Here is an 18,087-nt window from a genome sequence, read left to right on the forward strand (position 1 = left end):
CAAAAAAATAAGCCATTTGTTTCCATCATAATTGAAAGTGAATGACTTTGCTTTTTAGTATATTTGTTTAATGCTCAGTGAATTTAAAGTTAGAGTTGAAAGTGCCGGTTTGTTTTCAAAAAAAGACAAACTACTCGTAGCATTTAGCGGCGGCGTAGATTCGGTTGTGTTAACGCATCTCTTAAAAGAAAATGGTTACAAATTTGAATTAGCGCACTGCAACTTTAATCTGAGAGGGAAAGAATCGGAGGCTGATGAGAAATTTTGCATGGCCTTTGCAAAAAAAATGGGCGTAAAAATTCACATTAAACAATTCGATACCAAATCATATGTGAAAATAAAAAAACTGTCGGTACAAATGGCAGCCCGCGAATTGCGTTATCACTGGTTTAAAGAATTGCGACACCAATGTCATTTTGATTTTATTTTAACTGCCCATCATGCCAATGATAATGTAGAAACCCTGCTTATCAATTTAACACGCGGTACAGGATTAAAAGGCTTGCAAGGAATTCCTGAAAAGCAAGACCATTTAGTGAGGCCGCTTTTATTTGCCTCTAAGAATGAGATTTTGAAATTTGCTGAGACTAAAAAAATTAATTTCAGACATGACAGCAGTAACGATGAAGTAAAGTATGCGCGTAATCTTCTTCGTCATAAAGTGATTCCGGCTTTGAAAAAATTAAATCCGTCCATCGAATCCACTTTTAATAATAACATTGTTTTATTTAAGGAGGTGAGTATAATTATTGATAATTACATTTCTGAAAAAACGAAACTGATAACAGCCAAGGACAAGGATGTATTTTACATTGATATTTCTAAGCTAAAGCTAGAATTATCCGGCGCTTTACTATTACATGAATGGTTGAGTCCGTTAGGTTTTAATTCTTCGCAAACCGAACAATTATTTAAGGGTTTAAAAGAAAATAATACTGGGAAAATTTTTAATTCAGCTACTCACATTTTGCTGATAGACCGTAACAGAATCATTGTAAAACCACAAACAGAAGTATCAGACGAAAACGAGTTTGTTATTCAGAAATTAAGTGATTTTACAAAAGCTTCACCGAAACTTAAAACTGAAACAGGTGAAAAATTCAAAATCACGGGTGACGAAAAAATTGCTTTACTTGATTATAATAAATTAAAATTTCCATTAACCATTAGAAAATGGAAGTATGGCGATAAGTTTATGCCTTTAGGAATGAAAGGATTTAAAAAACTGAGTGATTTTTTCATCAGCAATAAAATTTCTGTTTTTGAAAAGGAAAATACTTTTGTGCTTTGCAATTCGAATGAAGATATTGTTTGGGTTATAGGAAAGCGCATAGATGATAGATACAAAATAACAGAGGTCACTAAAAAAGTTTTAAAATTAAGTTTACTTAAACCGTGAGTAGCGAAATTCTATTTGAAGAAAAACAGTACATGGGGCATAATCGCCTTAGTATTATCTGGCGGATGCTATTGGCTTTATTTTGTTTTTTAGGCTATTACTGGAGCGAGAATCCTAAACCGGTTAAGGTGGCTGTGTTTTACATTGGTTCTTATCCTATACAAAACATACCAAATTCGGGTGAAATTTTCTTTTTATTAGGATTGATTATTTTGATCATTTCAGCGGGATTAACTTATGTATTACACACACATACACGGGTGTATAATGGTTATATGATTATTGATGGATTTTGGACGGCACGTAAAGTAAAAATTGATTTCAGTACAATTACTCATATCCGTAAAGGACGATACAAACGTAATATTTTCAGGCGTGCCGTTTATAATTTACACTCCAAAGGTGTCATCAGGTTTTATACAAGTGGTCATGATTTTATCGAAATGAGGGATACTGCCGGCTTTACTTATCGCATTGGAAGTCAGCACCTCAGTCAGTTTTTTGAAATTCTAAAGAATCAGATAAAAAGTTAATAAGTCACTGTAACCCGGGCCTGTATTTAGCGTATAATTTATACTAACTAACAAAAAATCACCTCCCCATGAATACAGCAACATTTGAAAAAATAGAGAAGGAAATGATTTCCGGCTTAAAATTTCCGGATGCAGAAGTTTTATCGGATAATGATGCTATTAAAGAGCGTTTAAGCGAATTAAACCGTGCCTTAACTTTAGGCAACCTCGAGCAAACTAAAATCAAAATTTTCTTTGAAGATGAAAAAAACTGTTACGTGGTTGAAACAACTGTGTGGGGTGTAACGGATAAGCGTGTGATTTTAAAACAAGGAACTGTGATTCCGATTACACGTATTCACCGCATTAAAATTTAAGCGTAAACCCAGCTTAAATAAAGCAACGCAAAAGGCGCAATAAACATTAAACTGTCAAAACGGTCGAGTATACCTCCATGTCCCGGCATAATACTGCCCGAATCTTTTACGCCGGCTTTTCTTTTTAAAAGAGATTCTGATAAATCGCCTAGTGTACCAATAAAAGATACTATTAAACTGAGCACCATCCAATGAGCTTTCGCTACCTCAGGAAACCAAGTGGCTACCAATAGTGAAGAGGCTAAAGTTAAGATAGCAGCTCCTATGGTGCCTTCCCAGGTTTTACCCGGAGAAACTCTCTCCAGTAATTTTCTTTTACCAATTAAACTTCCCACCAAATAAGCATAAGAATCATTTGCCCATATTAATAAAAGCAAACCAAGAACAATATGATTGTTGTAATTCGAATTAAACTGCAATGTTTCACTATGCTGAATGCTTTTATCAATACAAGGAATATAGAGCAATATCACAAAAGGTAAAACCGAATAAACAATCCCGGATAAAGTGTAAGCGGCATCATTCACCGCATTTTCGTGTTTCGAAAACAAGGCCGAAAAAAAGACCAACGAAAAACAACATAAGCCTGCAAGGTACAACCAAATGAAATTTAATTGGGTGAAACCGGCATTATGAATAAATGAAGCGGATAGTAAAAACAAAGCCGACACATACCCCGCAACTTTGAACGGCTTTGCGCCAAGCTTCTTGGCAATTTGAAAGAACTCGAATAATCCCCAAATCGCAACTATAAAAAACAAAGCTGCAAACGAAAAAAAACTATGATTAACCGCAGATAGTAAAACAGCCACAAAAACAGCGGCGGTAAGAGTGCGGGTAAGAAGAGTTTTGAAATGTAGCGCCATTTTTAAATTAAAAATCCCGATTCGAAAATCGGGATTAGCTTATTATTCGCTGATTTTTACAGCTTCGTAACATTTTATATCGCCCGCGGCTCCTAAATACTCGGCATCAATTCCAACAAGTCCAACTTTTTTAACTTGTTCTTTGCTTAAAGGCTTTGCAGGATACCAACGATCATCAACTAACTTTAACTCTACGTCCTTATTGCTTAAAACCTGATTTAATTGCTTTTGAGTTAAGAATACAACACTTTGATCATCATCCGATTCTTCATCTTCAGCCACGATAATATTTCCTACCAACTTTAATTTTGGTACATCCGGTTTGTACTTAAACTCTAAATCTTCCTGATTGTTAATCTCAATATACTGAATACCGGTTATATGAATCTCTGCCATCTTATTAAAAATTATGTGCAAGTTTACAGATATTAGACCCGTTTAGCAAAATTTTTTTTTAAGAATAACAGAGGAAATGTTAATAAATCATCGCGCTATAACCAACCGCTTTGTAGCTGTATGGTATTCGCTGTATACTTTAACAAAGTACAAACCGTTGCTGAGGCTTTTCACATCTATTTCCGAATACAAATAATTCAGGGCTTCCTTGGTGATGAGCTGACCATTCGCATTGTAAATTTCATAGGAATAACCTGCATGTGATAAATTCTTTAAATTAAGTTTTACCACATCCGATGCCGGATTCGGAAATAATTCAACATGAGCGTTAAAATCATCTATATCATGAATGCCTGCATAAGTATTACATCCTGCTGTACTTGTGGTAATGGCCATTCTATCCGGATTGGTATTTAAAAACGAATACATCCTTGCTTTTTGTCCTTTCGTAAACATCGTCATGCAACTATCACTGCTATAATCCATGTAGTTTTCTACCATATCCGGTGGATCAATTGTGCTCCAATACGAGTCTTCATTTGAGCAAGTATTTGTTGAAGTATTACAAGAACCGGAAGCAGATTGACTCTTACAATTAGGCGTATCTCCTACAAAATCGGTTGAGTCGCAGGTACCTTGCTGTCCGATACCCGGAGCATCATCAGCCCAGATATGACGCATGCCTAACCAATGGCCCACTTCATGAACCGTTGTTCTTCCTAAAAATTTAGGTTTAGAATACTTCCCTAAATAATCGTACTGAATAACAACACCATCGGTTTGGGGATTCATTCCGGGAAACTGAGCATAACCCAATACAAAAGTGAAACTGAATAAACTCATGTCGCAGGTCCAGATATTTAAATACTGATTCGCAGGCCATAAAGTATCCCCGCCTTTTGCAGGAGATTTTACAGCATCAAAGCCATTTAAAGGATCGAATGCTGCCGTAGAGGGTGCAGATTTACGAATAATTCCTGTGGTTGGATTTCCCTGCGGATCTTTGTCGGCCAAACAAAACTCAATTTCACAATCAGCGCCAATGGTATCAAAAATAGGACGTGTATTCGTATAATTCGCGTTTTGCTTACGGAAACACTCGTTTAATACTTGAAGCTGAGAAATAATATTTGAATCGGGAATGTTTTGAGCGGCATTCTTATACACCACATGAAACACCACCGGAATTTTGATGATGGCCTTTGTTTTATTGTGATGAGCGGCGGATTTATTATTTGCCAACCATCTATTTGCCAACTGTTCGGCCGTATAAAAAGAGGCTGCACCCGCGTTTGCTTCTATTCCCTTTTTTAATGCATATGATGTGGCACATTGCTCATGTTGTGCCTTAATCAAGAGGGAAAATACCAGAAAAGAAAAAAGTAGTAATTGTTTTTTCATGTTTATAGGTTTTTTTATTTTAAATTAAAGAGACCTGTTTAAGGTAAAAGTAAAAATTGTTCCCTCCCCTACTTTACTTTTTACACCAATGGTTTTTTGATGCGCTTCAATAATGTGTTTAACTATGGCTAAACCCAAACCCGTTCCGCCTTGCTCGCGACTTCTTCCTTTATCCACCCGATAAAAACGTTCAAATAAGCGTGGCAGATGTTCTTCTGAAATTCCGATGCCGTTATCCTTAATTTCAACAATCACTTCATCATCATACTGAGACAATCCTATTTCCGTTTTTCCGCCGTCTCTGCCATATTTTACACTGTTGGTAATAAGATTAACAAACACCTGACGAATCCTGAATTTATCAGCCAAAACATAAAGTGGTTTGTCCGATTTTTTAGTAAGGGTGACAGAAATGTTTTTCTTACGCGCCACCATATCTAATTGCTCAATGATATCTTTTATCTGAGCAATGATATCATACTTTTCATACTCCGGCTCCAATGAACCCGTTTCCAATTGAGTAATGGTTTCCAGATCATCAATAATGTGAATAATCCGCTCAATGCTCTTATCGGCCCTTTTTAAATAATCGAGATTAATAGTTGGATCGCTTAATCCGCCATCAATTAAAGTGGACACATATCCCTGAATATTAAACACCGGGGTTTTGAGTTCGTGGGAAACATTTCCTAAATATTCTTTACGGTAACTATCGAGATTCTTCAAATGTTCCAACTCCTTCTGACGCTCTTGCGCTATCTTTTTCACTTCATTTTCCAACTGCGTAATAGGGTCAATTTCATCAAGACTGAAATTAGTATCCGGAATTTCCCGTTGAGGAATAACTTTCTTCAATTCTTCATTCACCACTTTGATTTTATCAAATACAAAAGGATTGTAAATGAAGTAAAGAACAAAAAATGTAATAATAAAAAAAGCGAAGAATAATATGAGTACTGCCGCTAAATCAAAGCCTCCGCCCCACGACACTTGATAAACCGTAAGCGCAGCTGCACAAAGCAAAGCACTTAACAGGCTTAACCAAATGAGTAAGGTTGAAACTTTAAAATCTTTCATCTTATAATGCTGAAAGTTGTGCTTCCAGCGCCTTTATTTTTGCTTCCGCGTCGGCTTGCTTTTTCTTTTCCAACTCCACTAATTCCGGTTTTGCATTCGCTACGAATTTTTCGTTGCTTAATTTTATTTGTACCGACTTCAAAAAACCTTGGTTGTATTCAAGCTCCTTTTGCAAGCGTGCTTTTTCTTCGTCTTTATTTACATTAGAAGAAAGCGGAACAAAAAACTCGGTGGATTGAATCATGAATGAAAACGCACCTTCCACCTTATTCTTCGTGTACTCAACTTCACTTAAGTTAGCCAATTTCATCACTAACTTATCAAAATAAGAATGCGTAGCATCCGATTTTTCTATCAACTTCAATTTTTCTTTTGGTGATAATTGTTTTTGCGCGCGGATATTACGGATCATCGCCACAATTTCTTTCACTACTTCAAACTCCATCAACTGACGTGCATCGGTTGATTTTACTTGCGGCCACTTCGCCACAATTACACAATCCATTTCACTGCGTTCCTTTATCAAATGCCAAATTTCTTCGGTAATAAATGGCATCCATGGATGCATAATTTTCAATAAACTTTCTAAATATGAAATCGTAGCATCGTAAGTTGCCTTGTCAATTGGCTGTGCTTTGCCGTCTATAAAATCAGGCTTAATTGCCTCGAGATACCAAGCGCAAAAATCATCCCATACCAATTTGTATGTTGCCATTAAAGCATCGCTCATACGGTATTTCGTATAATGATCATTAATGATTTCCAATTGTTCGCTTAATTTATTCTCAAACCAGGTGATGGCTGTTTTTTGTGCCTCACTTTGTTCTACATTCCCAACTTCAAATCCTTTGATAAGTCGAAAGGCATTCCAAACTTTATTCGCAAAGTTTCTTCCTTGCTCACAATAACTTTCATCAAACATTAAATCATTACCCGCCGGAGAACACAACAACATTCCTACCCTAACACCGTCTGCACCATATTTTGCTATTAAATCCAATGGATCAGGACTATTGCCTAAACTCTTGCTCATTTTTCTTCCCAGCTTATCGCGCACGATGCCGGTTAAATAAACATTGGTAAATGGTTTTTTTCCGGTATATTCTTTACCTGCAATAATCATTCGCGCCACCCAGAAAAATAAAATTTCGGGTGCCGTAACCAAATCGCTGGTTGGATAATAATATTTCAAATCCTCGTTTGCTTTTTCCCAACCATTACGAATTACGCCAGGGTCAAAAACAGTTAAAGGCCATAACCAAGAAGAGAACCAAGTATCAAGAACATCTTCATCTTGCGTAACATCATTTGTTTTTAATAACTGAATGGCTTCTTCTTTTGTTTTACAAACTACCGTGTTTCCTTTATTATCGTACCAAGCCGGGATTCTTTGTCCCCACCACAACTGACGGCTAATACACCAATCGTGTACATTTTCCATCCAATGTTTATAGGTGTTTATGAATTTATCCGGAATTAATTTTACGTCGTTATTAAGCACAGCATCCAATGCAGGTTTGCTAACCTTATCCATTTTCAAGAACCACTGCATGGATAATTTAGGCTCAATAACCGCATCTGTACGTTCGCTGTAACCAACTTTGTTTTTGATATCTTCCACTTTCTCTACCAAACCCATTTCCTGCAAATCTTTTACGATTTGTTTACGACATGCGAAACGATCCATTCCTACATAAGCGCCTGCTGCCTCCGAAATTTTTCCATCCGGTGTAAGTGCATCAATCGTTTGCAATTTATATTTCTGACCTAAATTGAAGTCGTTAATATCATGTGCAGGTGTTACTTTTAAAGCACCTGTTCCAAAAGTTGCATCTACATATTCGTCAAAAATCAAAGGAACCACGCGATTAACTACCGGTACAATCACATTTTTTCCTTTCAAGTGAGCATAACGTTCGTCTGTTGGATTTACACACACAGCAGTATCGCCCATGATTGTCTCGGGACGAGTGGTAGCGATGGTTACAAAATCGTTAGTACCTTCTATTTTATATTTTACGTAAACTAATTTGCTGCTTGATTCTTTATAAATTACCTCTTCATCACTTACGGCGGTTAATCCTTGAGGATCCCAATTCACCATTCGTACACCACGATAGATATGACCCTTATTATATAAATCAATGAATACATCTATTACCGCTTCACTCAAATCATCTTCCATTGTAAAGCGTGTACGATCCCAATCGCAACTGGCGCCCAATTTTTTTAGTTGTTCTAAAATAATTCCGCCATATTTTTCTTTCCATTCCCAGGCATGCTTTAAAAAATCCTCACGTGATAAGTCGGATTTTTTAACACCCTTATCCGCTAATAATTTTACAACTTTAGCTTCAGTAGCAATACTGGCATGATCTGTTCCTGGAACCCAACACGCATTGTAGCCAAGCATACGCGCACGACGAATTAAAACATCCTGAATGGTGTTATTTAACATATGTCCCATATGCAAAACACCCGTAACATTTGGCGGAGGAATAACGATGGTGTAAGGCTTCTTAGATTTGTCAACCACTGATTTAAAGAACTTTTTCTCCAACCAATAAGGGTACCATTTTTGCTCTGCGTCGTTAGGACTGTATGTTTTAGCTATTTCCATTGAGGGGTAATCAAATTTTTGTTAAATTTCGCAAAAATACTCGAATTAGACCAAGGCATTATTATCTTTGGTATGATTTTAGTAACTAAACAAAAACAAAACTCAAAAATATGAAAAAGCTCATTTTAACTTTAGGATTAGTTGCAGGCTTAACTGCATTCACTTTCGCTCAAGAAGTTCATTCTGCTAATGATGGCCATAATCATGGTGCTCAGGATCCTGCCGGAACTCCAGCCAGCTTAGCTGATATTAAATTCGACAAAACCACTCATGATTACGGAAACCTTAAGCAAGGTGATAATGGTGAATGTGAGTTTAAATTTATTAATAATGGTAAAGAACCATTAGTTATTACCAATTGCATGGGAAGCTGCGGATGTACAGTACCTCAATGTCCGAAAGAACCAATTTTACCGGGCAAAAGTGGTGTAATTAAAGTGAAATACGACACTCAACGTGTTGGTCCTATTTACAAAACGGTTACTGTAAACTCAAATGCTAAATCAGGTACTCAAACTATCCAAATTAAAGGAAACATTGAAGCAAAACCTGTTGAAGATGCATTCCCTGAGAACAAACCTTCACAAGGTGCGCCGGTAGAAAAGAAATCATAATACTATAATAGCACTTAACATGAAAAAAATTACAGCCATACTTGCTTTGTTTATGATGTTTGCCATCAGCGGCAATGCTCAGGAATCAGTGGTTCCAAATACTGACCCAAATGCACCTGAAATTAAATTTGAAAATGAAACTATTGATTTCGGTACAGTTGATTACGATGCTAACGGCGTTCGCGAATTCAAATTTAAAAATGTTGGAAAGTCACCATTAACCATTACAAGTGTACAAGGTGAATGCGGATGTACTTCAACAACTATCGACGGTAAACCGGGATGGCCTCAAGAACCAATTTTACCTGGCAAAACCGGTGTAATTAAAGTGAAGTACGATACAAAACGTGCCGGTCGTTTCGAGAAAAACGTAACGGTAACATCAAACGGTAAGTTTGCAACTGTTAAAGTGAAAATTAAAGGTGAAGTTAAACCTGCACCAACACCTGATGCAAAATAATATTGATAATACTTTAAAAAATCCTCCTGCTTTCAGGGGGATTTTTTATTTAAAAACCTTTTTGCTCACACTGCTAATTATTCTTGGCGGAAAAGATTTACAGGCTCAGGCCAAAATCAAATTTGAAGACGCTAAGAAAAACTTTGGGTTTGTGACAAAGGGAGAAATTGTAAGTATTGAATACAATTTTACCAACGAAGGAACAGCCCCTCTCATTATTACTGAAAGCAAAGTAGAATGTTCCTGCACCAGTGTTGAATTTCCAAAACAACCCATTGCTCCCAAACAAACCGGTAAAATCATCGTGAAATTTGATACAAAAACTGTTTACGACCGACAAGACCGTATTGTTGAAATAATTTCCAATGCTTCTAATTCTCCTGCTAAAATCCGCTTTAAGGGAGTTGTACTGAAAAAGTAATCAGAGTTTTATCTGCCGGAAAAATTCGGAACAAATAATGGAGGTAGCCATAGCTGCGTTTAACGACTCTGTTTGATTGGCTGAAGAAGCCGGAATGGTGATGGGGTGCGATATTTTTTTCAAATTTTCATCCGTAATACCGTTTGCTTCGTTACCTATTATGATTAAACCGTTCTGTAATTTTTGTTTATAGATGTTTTCGCCATTCAAAACTGCTCCATATAGCGGCGCATTCGAATCAGCTACTACCCTATCAAGATTCATATAATGAACCTTCACTCTTAAAAACGCACCCATCGCAGACTGGATTGTTTTTGGGTTATATAAATCGGTACTTTGTTCAGATACAAAAATTTCACCAATCCCAAACCAATCGGCAATGCGCAAAATGGTTCCGAGGTTACCGGGGTCACGAATATCATCGAGGTATAACGAAAATTGTCTAGTTATATCAATTGTCGGATTTTGTTTTGGAAACTTCTTGCAAACCGCCAACACTTGATTGGGAGTTTGTAATGTACTGATACGCTCGAGCTCCGCATCATTTACGCTAACTGTTTTTTCGCTTTTTCCAAGTACAGAAGCATTAGCTTTTATGAATTGGTCGGTTGCAAATAAGTGTTCGATCATGCTTGGATGTGAGTGAATAATCTCGCTCACAATTTTCACACCCTCAGCAATAAACAAGCCCTGTTCGTCTCTGAATTTCTTAAGATGCAAAGCCTTTACTTGTTTAATTTGACCTTTACTTATCATAATTTAGTTAAATTCGTAGGATATAAAAATAACCAATATTGGGCACTTTGTTAAATATGAGTTTTAAAAACAAAACGTTTTTTAAACTATTATTGGTTAGTCTTCTTTTATCCCTTTATTCATGTAACACCACCCGCCAGTTAAAAGAAAATGAATATTTAGTAACCGGCATCTCCATAAAGGGTGATTTAAAAAACAAGGTTGATAAACACGATATTGAACCTTACATCCGTCAAAAACCAAATCGGAAAATACTTTCTGTTCTGCCTTTTAATCTTTGGCTTTATACCAAAATAAATAAGGAAAAAATGGTACGGAAAAAAGAAAAGCGCGACGCACGATTTGATCGCAAAAACGAAAAACGTATTGCTAAAAACAAGGTAAAAAACGAAAAACGTACTAAAAAAGGTAAACCAGCCAAAGAACCGCGACTTAAAAACAAAGATAAACCAACCTTCAGAGAAAGTTTATTAGAGATTGCCGAAGAACCGGTTATATACGATTCCGCTATTACCAAACAATCGGCTTCCCAAATAAAACGATACTTATTTTCGAAAGGTTTTTTTTACGCGCAAGTAGATGATAGTGTCACCTTTAGAAAAAGAAAGAAAAAGGCACAAGTTGATTACCATGTAGTACCTGGACCGCGCTATTACATTAACAACATTACTTACACCTTCCCGGAAGAAGAACTTGCGTATTACGTAAATCGAGATACGGTTAACAGTAAACTAAATCACGGTGATCCATACGATGCCGATGTTATGCAATTAGAAAGAGAGCGTATAACTGCTCAATTAATGGATAATGGTTATTACTTCTTTGAGCAAGATTATGTGTTTTTTGAAGTTGATTCCACCATTGGAAATAAAAAACTTAACATCAATGTTTCCTTTAAAAAATTCCCGGCATTTATTGATCAAAATAAAGATTCTGTTTCTTATGTAAAGCACCCGCGCTATTACGTAAACAACATTTACATCATTACTGAAAATTTAAAATCTTCTTACAAAGACGAATACTTTAAAGACACCATTTCATATGAAGACTATAAGTTTCTATTAAAAGGTTCTTTAAAATTCAGGAAGAGTGTTATTGGTCACAGCATCGAATTTTTTAAAGGGCAAGTATTCCAAAAAACATTGGCGGAAAAAACCTACAAACGTTTACTAAATCTTGGTGTTTTCAGAACCGTGGTGATTCAGTATGTGAAAAATCCATACTATAACGATCAACTCGATTGCTACATCATTTGTCAGCCAATCATCAAACAATCTATTACCATCGAAACTGAAGGAACTAACACCTCCGGTAACTTGGGTATTGATGGCAGTTTATTATTTCAAAATAAGAATTTACTCAAAGGAGCGGAATTATTTGAATTGAGTTTAAATGGAGCGATTATCGCACAACGACAATTCAACACAGGACAAAGTGATATTAAAGATGTATCAAGTACATTTAACACCATTCAATTCGGACCATCCATGCGGTTCTCGGTACCACGTGCGGCATTTCCATTCTCGTTATTCCCATTTAAAAAAGATGCTTTTCCGAGAACTTATATTAATACCTCTCTGAATTATCAAAGACGTCCGGAATTTAACCGCATTATCACCAATATCAATTATGGTTTTAGCTTTAAAACACGCAAAACAAAATGGAAACATGACTTAGTTCCTTTTGAAGCGTATATGGTAAAAGCCAATTTACTACAATCGTTCCGCGACGAATTAATTAAGTTGAATGATTTATTTCTCTTAAATTCATTTCAAGATCACATTACAACTCTTTCGCGATATACAGTTGCCTACAACAATCAAATACAAACCGGCATTAACAACACCTCCCGCAAACCTGTAAGTTATGTAAAAATAAATCTGGCGTCTTCAGGAAATGTTTTAAGAGGAGTTTATCAATTAACAGATGTAAAGCAAGATACTTTAGGACGTTATTTAATTACAGGAATTCCGTTTGCGCAATTTGTAAAAATGGATATTGATTATCGTTTATACATTCCGGTTCGCAAAAAGAACAGAGCGGTTTACCGAACTATGATTGGTGTTGGAAAACCTCTACGCAACTTGAATGTTTTACCCTACGAACAAAGTTATTTTAGCGGCGGTCCGAACAGTGTGAGAGCATGGCGTGCACGTACTTTGGGTCCGGGTGGATATGACCCAACAAATACCAATTCTAAATATGATAAGATTGGCGATTTAATTATTGAAGGAAATATTGAATATCGTTTCCATATGTTTCGTTCGTTTTACGGCGCTTGGTTTGTGGATGCAGGAAATATCTGGTTACTGCACAAAGACGCGACAAAACCCGGAGGAGAATTTGAGTTGACCCGTTTCTATAAAGAAATTGCAGTAGGTATGGGTTGGGGCTTGCGTTGGGATTTGAATTTCTTTGTTCTGCGTTTGGATGCGGCGGCACCTATTGTTGACCCAAAATACCCTGAAGGAGATCGTTGGACCTTTGATAAAAAACCATTACGACAAATCACACTTAACTTTGGTATTGGTTATCCGTTTTAAGATATTTGTTTTGTACATATGAAAGTTACAGGCTTTACCATCATAAGAAACGCAATAAAATACGACTATCCGGTTGTAGAAGCGATTACTTCTTTATTGCCTGTATGTGATGAGTTTTTGGTGAGCGTTGGGAATTCGGATGATGGCACCATGGAATTAATTAAAAGCATTCCATCACCAAAAATTAAAATAATAGAAAGTGTGTGGGACGACAATCTGCGCGAAGGCGGTAAATTACTATCAATAGAAACCAACAAAGCGTTTGATGCCATTGACAAAAGCAGCACCTGGTGTTTTTACATTCAGAGTGATGAAGTGATTCATGAAAAATACCATGATTCCATCCGTAAAGGAATGGAACAATATGCCCATGATGAAAATGTAGAAGGATTATTATTCGACTACGTGCATTTTTACGGGAGTTATAATTATGTTGGAAATTCGCGCAAGTGGTATAGAAACGAAATCCGCATCATTCGAAATAATAAAAACATTCGCTCTTATAAAGACGCGCAAGGTTTTAGAAAAACCGATGATAGCAAATTAAACGTCAAAAAAATTGATGCTTCAGTTTTTCATTATGGCTGGGTGAAACCTCCAAAAGCGCAACAGGCCAAGCAAGAAAATTTTCATAAAATGTGGCACGATGATGCCTGGATGAAAAAGAATATTGAAGCAACCGAGGAATTTGATTACAGCAAGATTGATAGTTTAGAGGAATTTAAAGGAACTCATCCTAGTGTTATGCAATCGCGTGTAAAAGCTCAAGACTGGAATTTTAAATTTGACGCGAGCAAAATAAAATTATCGGTGAAAGATAAATTTTTACAAGTGATTGAGAAAAATACCGGATGGCGGCCTGGTGAATACAAAAACTACAAATTACTGTAATGAAAGAGCCGCTAAACGCGGCTCTTAAATTATTTATTCTTCAACTCCAGTAATTTCTCCTGCTCAATTTCCTTGGCTCTGTTTTCCTCTTCCTGTTTATCCCTTTTTCTTCTTTGCTTCAATTGATATTGTTCCTCAAGGGCTGCGTTTCTTACCCGTTTTGCCCGGATGCCACTAAAGTAATCCTTGGTAGTAACAACTACAACGCCACTTGTAAAATCACCATACATCGCGGGTACACCACCACTAATTAAACTCACATTTTCAAGAGCAGTAACCGGTAAACCATTCAGCGAACTAACCTTTACACCATCAATTAAAAATTCGGTAGCGTCTGCTCTTCCTCCATGCAAATGCCACTCGCCTTCACTGTCCTGCACCATTCCGGGAGAATTATTTGCAATCATATCCATAACACCATCATTACGATTAACCGATTGTGCAATTTCTTCGGCACCAATACTTGTTATATCAATAATTGTAGCATCAACCATTGGTTCAACAAAATCTTCAACATAAGCGGTAATATCGACTTGATCGAGTTGATTAATCTTCATTCGGATATCCACATAGGTAGCTTCAGACGGCTTCACCGGGATTTTATTCTTTATTGCGGTGACATGCATAGGACTCGTAACAGTTACTTCGTAATTACCCGGATCGAGTGGTTTGTATACGTATTTTCCGTTTTCATCGGTTGTAGTACCTCCTACTAAATACCCACCCTGTGTTATTTTCACAATCGCTCCAATAACCGGATTGTATTCGTCATCCTTAATCAAGCCCTTAATTTCGCCATGCGAATTTTGCGCCTTTAATGCAGTTAAACAATTCATCAAGAGTGTAACTGCCAAAATTGATAGTGTTTTCATGTTCTTTTTGTTATGGTTAAAAAATATTTTGGGGATCTTATAACTTAAAGACGAGGAATACGTATAATTCCACAAAACACCCCCCACAATTTATTTTTATGGATTAATTCAAGACGTGCGTCTTACCATAAGTATATGTGGTTATTCAATAAACATAGTGAGAAATCGGATGAAGAACTCATAGGTAATTACAGACTGAAAGGTGACAAGAACAGTTTTGCCGCTTTGTTTAAAAACCATGTGGCTACTATTTACGGTACTTGCTTATTTTATTTGCAAGACAAGGATGAAGCAAAAGATGCCGTGATGAATATATTTGAGAAATTATTGATAGAATTAAAAAAAGAAGAAATAAAAAACTTCAAGGGCTGGTTAAGTTTTGTTGTCAGAAATCATTGCATTAGTTTGGTAAGAAAAAAGAAGACCGTTCAAAAAAACGCGGCTTCTTACTTCGATTTTGAGTATAAAACACCTGTTTTAGAAGAAGAAATCAACATTCATTTGGTAGATGACGAAACCATGTTGTTAAACTTAAATGATTGTCTGCCTAAATTAAAAGACAAGCAGCGCATTTGCATCCAACTATTCTATTTAAAGAATTTAAGCTATCAGCAAATCAGCATACACACCGGTTATAGCATCCTTGAAATAAAAAGTTATATCCAAAACGGAAAGCGTAAACTGAAATTATTGTTAGAAGAATTACATACACAACCCCGCCATGAATAAGAAAACAAAAAATAAATATGAGCAATTAGCCGAACCGGATAAACGAAAAATTCAGGCGCGATTTCATGCCGATGAATTAAGTTATTTGGCTTCATACAGCTTTGAATCGGGATTGCTCACCGAAAGAGATTTAAAAACACTTTATCGTAAAATAGATAAAAAAACGAAAAGTAATAATACTTGGTTGAACCCGCTCATCTTACTTATTTGTGGTGCATTTATTGGTTGTAATATCGCGTTTTTCTATTATCAAAATCAGCTTACACATCCCACCATTCAAAGCACATTTGTTACAAAAATCGATTCTGTTTTAAGGGAAACAAATATACAGAGTGAACAAAAAGCTATAGGGATTAGTGCAAAAACATCTGTTGCGGAAGAGCATTTTCAAGTTTCAGAAACATCTAACAATGAGAATAAATATGAAATATTTGAAGATGCTCAGATAAAAGAAATCATGCCACTAGAGGTGAAAACTCCTGAATTTAAACCGGAAGAAAATTTCATCTACATCCCCAACGCTCCATTTATTTACTTACATAATTTAAAAGTGGCCGATTACGCGAAACTTTATTTCAGAAATAAAAAAGGAATCGACACTCGAGAGAACGGGATTTCTGCTGCTTACGCTAGTAAAGAAGAAATTAATGAATCATCTTCATCCATTTTTGCTGAGCAGGATTATTACGCGCATGAAATAATTAAAGACGCCATGTTAGCTTTTAACAAGAAGCAATACAGTCATTGCATTGAACTATTGGATTTGCTTTTAACTATTAATAAGGAAGATGTCAATTGCTTATTTTATAAAGGTATGTGTCACTATTATCTGTATCAAGTTTCTGAAGCAACAGATTATTTTGATCAAGTTTTAAAAAATAAAATAAATGTATTTTTAGAAGAGGCGGAGTTCTTTAGAGCATTGGCACTAAAAAGATTGGGTGCTACCGATGAGGCTAAAGTAGCTCTTCAAAGAATAAAAAATCAAAAATTATTTTACAGTGAAAGAGCTGCAGAGGAATTATTACTAATTCAACAATAAAAATTACTTTCCTGCCGCTTTTTTTCTGGCCTCCTGCTCCGCTATTTTTTTCTTGGCTTCTTCTAATTTTTTGAACTCAGCCAAATGCAACTCATTAATATCCTTCTTATATAAGCTATATGCTTTCCAAATTGGAGGTTTAGTTGCAAAGCAATCTAACAACATATATAATGGAGAAATTTTAAAGGAATAGAATGGCGATAACCAACGGTAACCTACACCAATTGAATCGGTAGCGTTTTTTACGGCATGCCAATAAAAAGGTGGATTCCACAAAATATCTCCGGGCTTAAGATGTACAGAATAACCATCAATATTTTTATATAACTCGAATGGATAATCATAATCCGGTTCGAAAGGATTGAAAGGACCCGTTTCTCGTTTACCGGGAGCGCTGCGGTAAACATTTCGTACCGGATGCGGATCAACTACAGGAGAATAATAATGCGAATACAAGACCCATTTTTTTTCGCCATAAACCTGTACAAACAAATTACTTTGATTAGCATTATGCAATGCAGTATATGACCCTTGACCACCAATAAAAACCTGAAAAGCATCAAACCAACAAAGTGGATTTCTTCTTTCCTTTAACCATTTATAGTCAAAATCATTTAAGTGCTCAGGATGGCGAGCCAATAGTGGATAAAAACGATAGTACTTACTGCCTCCACCTCTGATATTATCAATCACATCCGCTAAAGTTGTAAGTTCATAAGGATAACCCGGAATAGCCTGATCCACCAATACAATTTCGTCTTTTCCGTGAAGCTCCTTAAAATATTCGAGCGACCATTTCTGAACACAAGGCCAATCCTTTGCCGCACCTTCCATTACAACAGGAATACCTTTTTTTACATAATGACTCTTAAATTCCTCCAAACTTAAATCCTTTCGCCTCTCGATGGGCATAATTCTTCCCTCGCCATGCTTCGGCATTGTTTCATTCAGCTCCTTATAATATGGTGCGCGGTTAGAAAATAATTTCTTTCGCCCGATAAAATGGTCGGCTAATTGATAAATTCCATATCTGAATTTTTGACTAAAACTAAGGCTGCGTATAAAATCACGGTATTCGTTTTCGCTCATGTACCTAAAATAAAAAATTAGT

General features: G+C 36.3%; 18 protein-coding genes. 10 read left to right on the plus strand and 8 right to left on the minus strand.

All coding sequences use genetic code 11. From position 1 onward, the window contains the following. Positions 1 to 70: 70 nt before the first annotated feature. From tilS to J0L69_12655, 3 genes are all read left to right on the plus strand, one after another. Complete coding sequence (tilS, locus tag J0L69_12645; protein MBN8694036.1) at positions 71 to 1,399, plus strand: tRNA lysidine(34) synthetase TilS; 1,329 nt, start codon at positions 71 to 73, stop codon at positions 1,397 to 1,399. After that, positions 1,396 to 1,932, plus strand: a complete 537-nt coding sequence (locus tag J0L69_12650; GenBank protein ID MBN8694037.1) for a hypothetical protein — start codon at positions 1,396 to 1,398, stop codon at positions 1,930 to 1,932. Before tilS ends, J0L69_12650 begins: the two co-directional genes overlap by 4 nt. Positions 1,933 to 2,000: 68 nt before the next feature. Beyond that, the gene (locus J0L69_12655; protein ID MBN8694038.1) at positions 2,001 to 2,288 is read left to right on the plus strand and encodes a hypothetical protein; all 288 of its coding nucleotides are present in this window, start codon (positions 2,001 to 2,003) and stop codon (positions 2,286 to 2,288) included. Here J0L69_12655 and J0L69_12660 read toward each other — a convergent pair. From J0L69_12660 to J0L69_12680, 5 genes are all read right to left on the minus strand, one after another. Beyond that, complete coding sequence (locus J0L69_12660) at positions 2,285 to 3,154, minus strand: phosphatidate cytidylyltransferase (protein MBN8694039.1); 870 nt, start codon at positions 3,152 to 3,154, stop codon at positions 2,285 to 2,287. The two genes, J0L69_12655 and J0L69_12660, sit on opposite strands and share 4 nt — an antisense overlap. Positions 3,155 to 3,196: 42 nt before the next feature. Continuing rightward, on the minus strand, positions 3,197 to 3,550 hold the full coding sequence (locus J0L69_12665; protein MBN8694040.1) for a hypothetical protein: 354 nt from the start codon (positions 3,548 to 3,550) through the stop codon (positions 3,197 to 3,199). Positions 3,551 to 3,637: 87 nt separating this feature from the next. After that, a complete protein-coding gene (locus tag J0L69_12670; protein ID MBN8694041.1) occupies positions 3,638 to 4,951 on the minus strand; it encodes a T9SS type A sorting domain-containing protein in 1,314 nt (437 codons plus the stop codon). Between the two features lie 24 nt (positions 4,952 to 4,975). After that, entirely contained in the window at positions 4,976 to 6,028 is a 1,053-nt protein-coding gene (locus J0L69_12675; GenBank protein MBN8694042.1) for a sensor histidine kinase, read from the minus strand. Between the two features lies 1 nt (position 6,029). Next, a complete protein-coding gene (locus tag J0L69_12680; GenBank protein MBN8694043.1) occupies positions 6,030 to 8,648 on the minus strand; it encodes a valine--tRNA ligase in 2,619 nt (872 codons plus the stop codon). A 110-nt stretch (positions 8,649 to 8,758) separates the two neighbouring features. On the opposite strand from J0L69_12680, the gene J0L69_12685 reads away from it, so the two are divergent. Genes J0L69_12685 through J0L69_12695 form a run of 3 tightly spaced genes read left to right on the plus strand, consistent with a single transcriptional unit; the run spans position 8,759 to position 10,143 of the window. Next, positions 8,759 to 9,262 (plus strand): DUF1573 domain-containing protein, encoded by a 504-nt coding sequence (locus J0L69_12685; GenBank protein ID MBN8694044.1) that lies wholly within the window; start codon positions 8,759 to 8,761, stop codon positions 9,260 to 9,262. A gap of 19 nt (positions 9,263 to 9,281) precedes the next feature. Next, on the plus strand, positions 9,282 to 9,722 hold the full coding sequence (locus J0L69_12690) for a DUF1573 domain-containing protein (protein ID MBN8694045.1): 441 nt from the start codon (positions 9,282 to 9,284) through the stop codon (positions 9,720 to 9,722). Beyond that, the gene (locus J0L69_12695) at positions 9,712 to 10,143 is read left to right on the plus strand and encodes a DUF1573 domain-containing protein (protein MBN8694046.1); all 432 of its coding nucleotides are present in this window, start codon (positions 9,712 to 9,714) and stop codon (positions 10,141 to 10,143) included. Before J0L69_12690 ends, J0L69_12695 begins: the two co-directional genes overlap by 11 nt. Here J0L69_12695 and J0L69_12700 read toward each other — a convergent pair whose 3' ends face one another. Beyond that, positions 10,144 to 10,899, minus strand: coding sequence for an RNA methyltransferase (locus tag J0L69_12700; protein MBN8694047.1), 756 nt, complete (start codon positions 10,897 to 10,899; stop codon positions 10,144 to 10,146). Between the two features lie 56 nt (positions 10,900 to 10,955). On the opposite strand from J0L69_12700, the gene J0L69_12705 reads away from it, so the two are divergent. Together J0L69_12705 and J0L69_12710 are read left to right on the plus strand one after the other, a co-directional pair. Beyond that, positions 10,956 to 13,442: a BamA/TamA family outer membrane protein gene (locus tag J0L69_12705; GenBank protein MBN8694048.1), complete on the plus strand. Its 2,487-nt coding sequence runs from the start codon at positions 10,956 to 10,958 to the stop codon at positions 13,440 to 13,442. A gap of 18 nt (positions 13,443 to 13,460) precedes the next feature. After that, positions 13,461 to 14,333 carry a glycosyltransferase family 2 protein gene (locus J0L69_12710; protein ID MBN8694049.1) on the plus strand — a complete coding sequence of 291 codons (873 nt, stop codon included), beginning with the start codon at positions 13,461 to 13,463 and terminating at the stop codon, positions 14,331 to 14,333. Positions 14,334 to 14,362: 29 nt separating this feature from the next. Here J0L69_12710 and J0L69_12715 read toward each other — a convergent pair whose 3' ends face one another. Continuing rightward, a complete protein-coding gene (locus tag J0L69_12715; protein MBN8694050.1) occupies positions 14,363 to 15,205 on the minus strand; it encodes a carboxypeptidase regulatory-like domain-containing protein in 843 nt (280 codons plus the stop codon). 135 nt (positions 15,206 to 15,340) lie between these two features. On the opposite strand from J0L69_12715, the gene J0L69_12720 reads away from it, so the two are divergent. Further along, positions 15,341 to 15,934 (plus strand): RNA polymerase sigma factor, encoded by a 594-nt coding sequence (locus tag J0L69_12720; GenBank protein MBN8694051.1) that lies wholly within the window; start codon positions 15,341 to 15,343, stop codon positions 15,932 to 15,934. Continuing rightward, the gene (locus J0L69_12725; GenBank protein MBN8694052.1) at positions 15,927 to 16,976 is read left to right on the plus strand and encodes a hypothetical protein; all 1,050 of its coding nucleotides are present in this window, start codon (positions 15,927 to 15,929) and stop codon (positions 16,974 to 16,976) included. The genes J0L69_12720 and J0L69_12725 overlap by 8 nt, the downstream gene beginning before the upstream one ends. A 3-nt stretch (positions 16,977 to 16,979) precedes the next feature. On the opposite strand, the gene J0L69_12730 is transcribed toward J0L69_12725, so the two are convergent. Continuing rightward, the gene (locus tag J0L69_12730) at positions 16,980 to 18,065 is read right to left on the minus strand and encodes a cupin-like domain-containing protein (protein ID MBN8694053.1); all 1,086 of its coding nucleotides are present in this window, start codon (positions 18,063 to 18,065) and stop codon (positions 16,980 to 16,982) included. Between the last annotated feature and the right edge of the window lie 22 nt (positions 18,066 to 18,087).

The organism is Bacteroidota bacterium (genome assembly GCA_017303905.1).
In the GTDB taxonomy this organism is placed as follows: domain Bacteria; phylum Bacteroidota; class Bacteroidia; order B-17B0; family Aurantibacillaceae; genus JAHEYG01.

What these genes read in the sequence shown, in the direction of transcription:
- J0L69_12700 (MBN8694047.1), bottom strand. Translation starts at nt 10,899, where the DNA reads ATGATAAGTAAAGGTCAAATTAAACAAGTAAAGGCTTTGCATCTTAAG.
- J0L69_12705 (MBN8694048.1), top strand. Translation starts at nt 10,956, where the DNA reads ATGAGTTTTAAAAACAAAACGTTTTTTAAACTATTATTGGTTAGTCTT.
- J0L69_12665 (MBN8694040.1), bottom strand. Translation starts at nt 3,550, where the DNA reads ATGGCAGAGATTCATATAACCGGTATTCAGTATATTGAGATTAACAAT.
- J0L69_12685 (MBN8694044.1), top strand. Translation starts at nt 8,759, where the DNA reads ATGAAAAAGCTCATTTTAACTTTAGGATTAGTTGCAGGCTTAACTGCA.
- J0L69_12710 (MBN8694049.1), top strand. Translation starts at nt 13,461, where the DNA reads ATGAAAGTTACAGGCTTTACCATCATAAGAAACGCAATAAAATACGAC.
- J0L69_12690 (MBN8694045.1), top strand. Translation starts at nt 9,282, where the DNA reads ATGAAAAAAATTACAGCCATACTTGCTTTGTTTATGATGTTTGCCATC.
- J0L69_12680 (MBN8694043.1), bottom strand. Translation starts at nt 8,648, where the DNA reads ATGGAAATAGCTAAAACATACAGTCCTAACGACGCAGAGCAAAAATGG.
- J0L69_12660 (MBN8694039.1), bottom strand. Translation starts at nt 3,154, where the DNA reads ATGGCGCTACATTTCAAAACTCTTCTTACCCGCACTCTTACCGCCGCT.
- tilS (MBN8694036.1), top strand. Translation starts at nt 71, where the DNA reads ATGCTCAGTGAATTTAAAGTTAGAGTTGAAAGTGCCGGTTTGTTTTCA.
- J0L69_12695 (MBN8694046.1), top strand. Translation starts at nt 9,712, where the DNA reads ATGCAAAATAATATTGATAATACTTTAAAAAATCCTCCTGCTTTCAGG.
- J0L69_12725 (MBN8694052.1), top strand. Translation starts at nt 15,927, where the DNA reads ATGAATAAGAAAACAAAAAATAAATATGAGCAATTAGCCGAACCGGAT.
- J0L69_12715 (MBN8694050.1), bottom strand. Translation starts at nt 15,205, where the DNA reads ATGAAAACACTATCAATTTTGGCAGTTACACTCTTGATGAATTGTTTA.
- J0L69_12675 (MBN8694042.1), bottom strand. Translation starts at nt 6,028, where the DNA reads ATGAAAGATTTTAAAGTTTCAACCTTACTCATTTGGTTAAGCCTGTTA.
- J0L69_12730 (MBN8694053.1), bottom strand. Translation starts at nt 18,065, where the DNA reads ATGAGCGAAAACGAATACCGTGATTTTATACGCAGCCTTAGTTTTAGT.
- J0L69_12655 (MBN8694038.1), top strand. Translation starts at nt 2,001, where the DNA reads ATGAATACAGCAACATTTGAAAAAATAGAGAAGGAAATGATTTCCGGC.
- J0L69_12670 (MBN8694041.1), bottom strand. Translation starts at nt 4,951, where the DNA reads ATGAAAAAACAATTACTACTTTTTTCTTTTCTGGTATTTTCCCTCTTG.
- J0L69_12720 (MBN8694051.1), top strand. Translation starts at nt 15,341, where the DNA reads ATGTGGTTATTCAATAAACATAGTGAGAAATCGGATGAAGAACTCATA.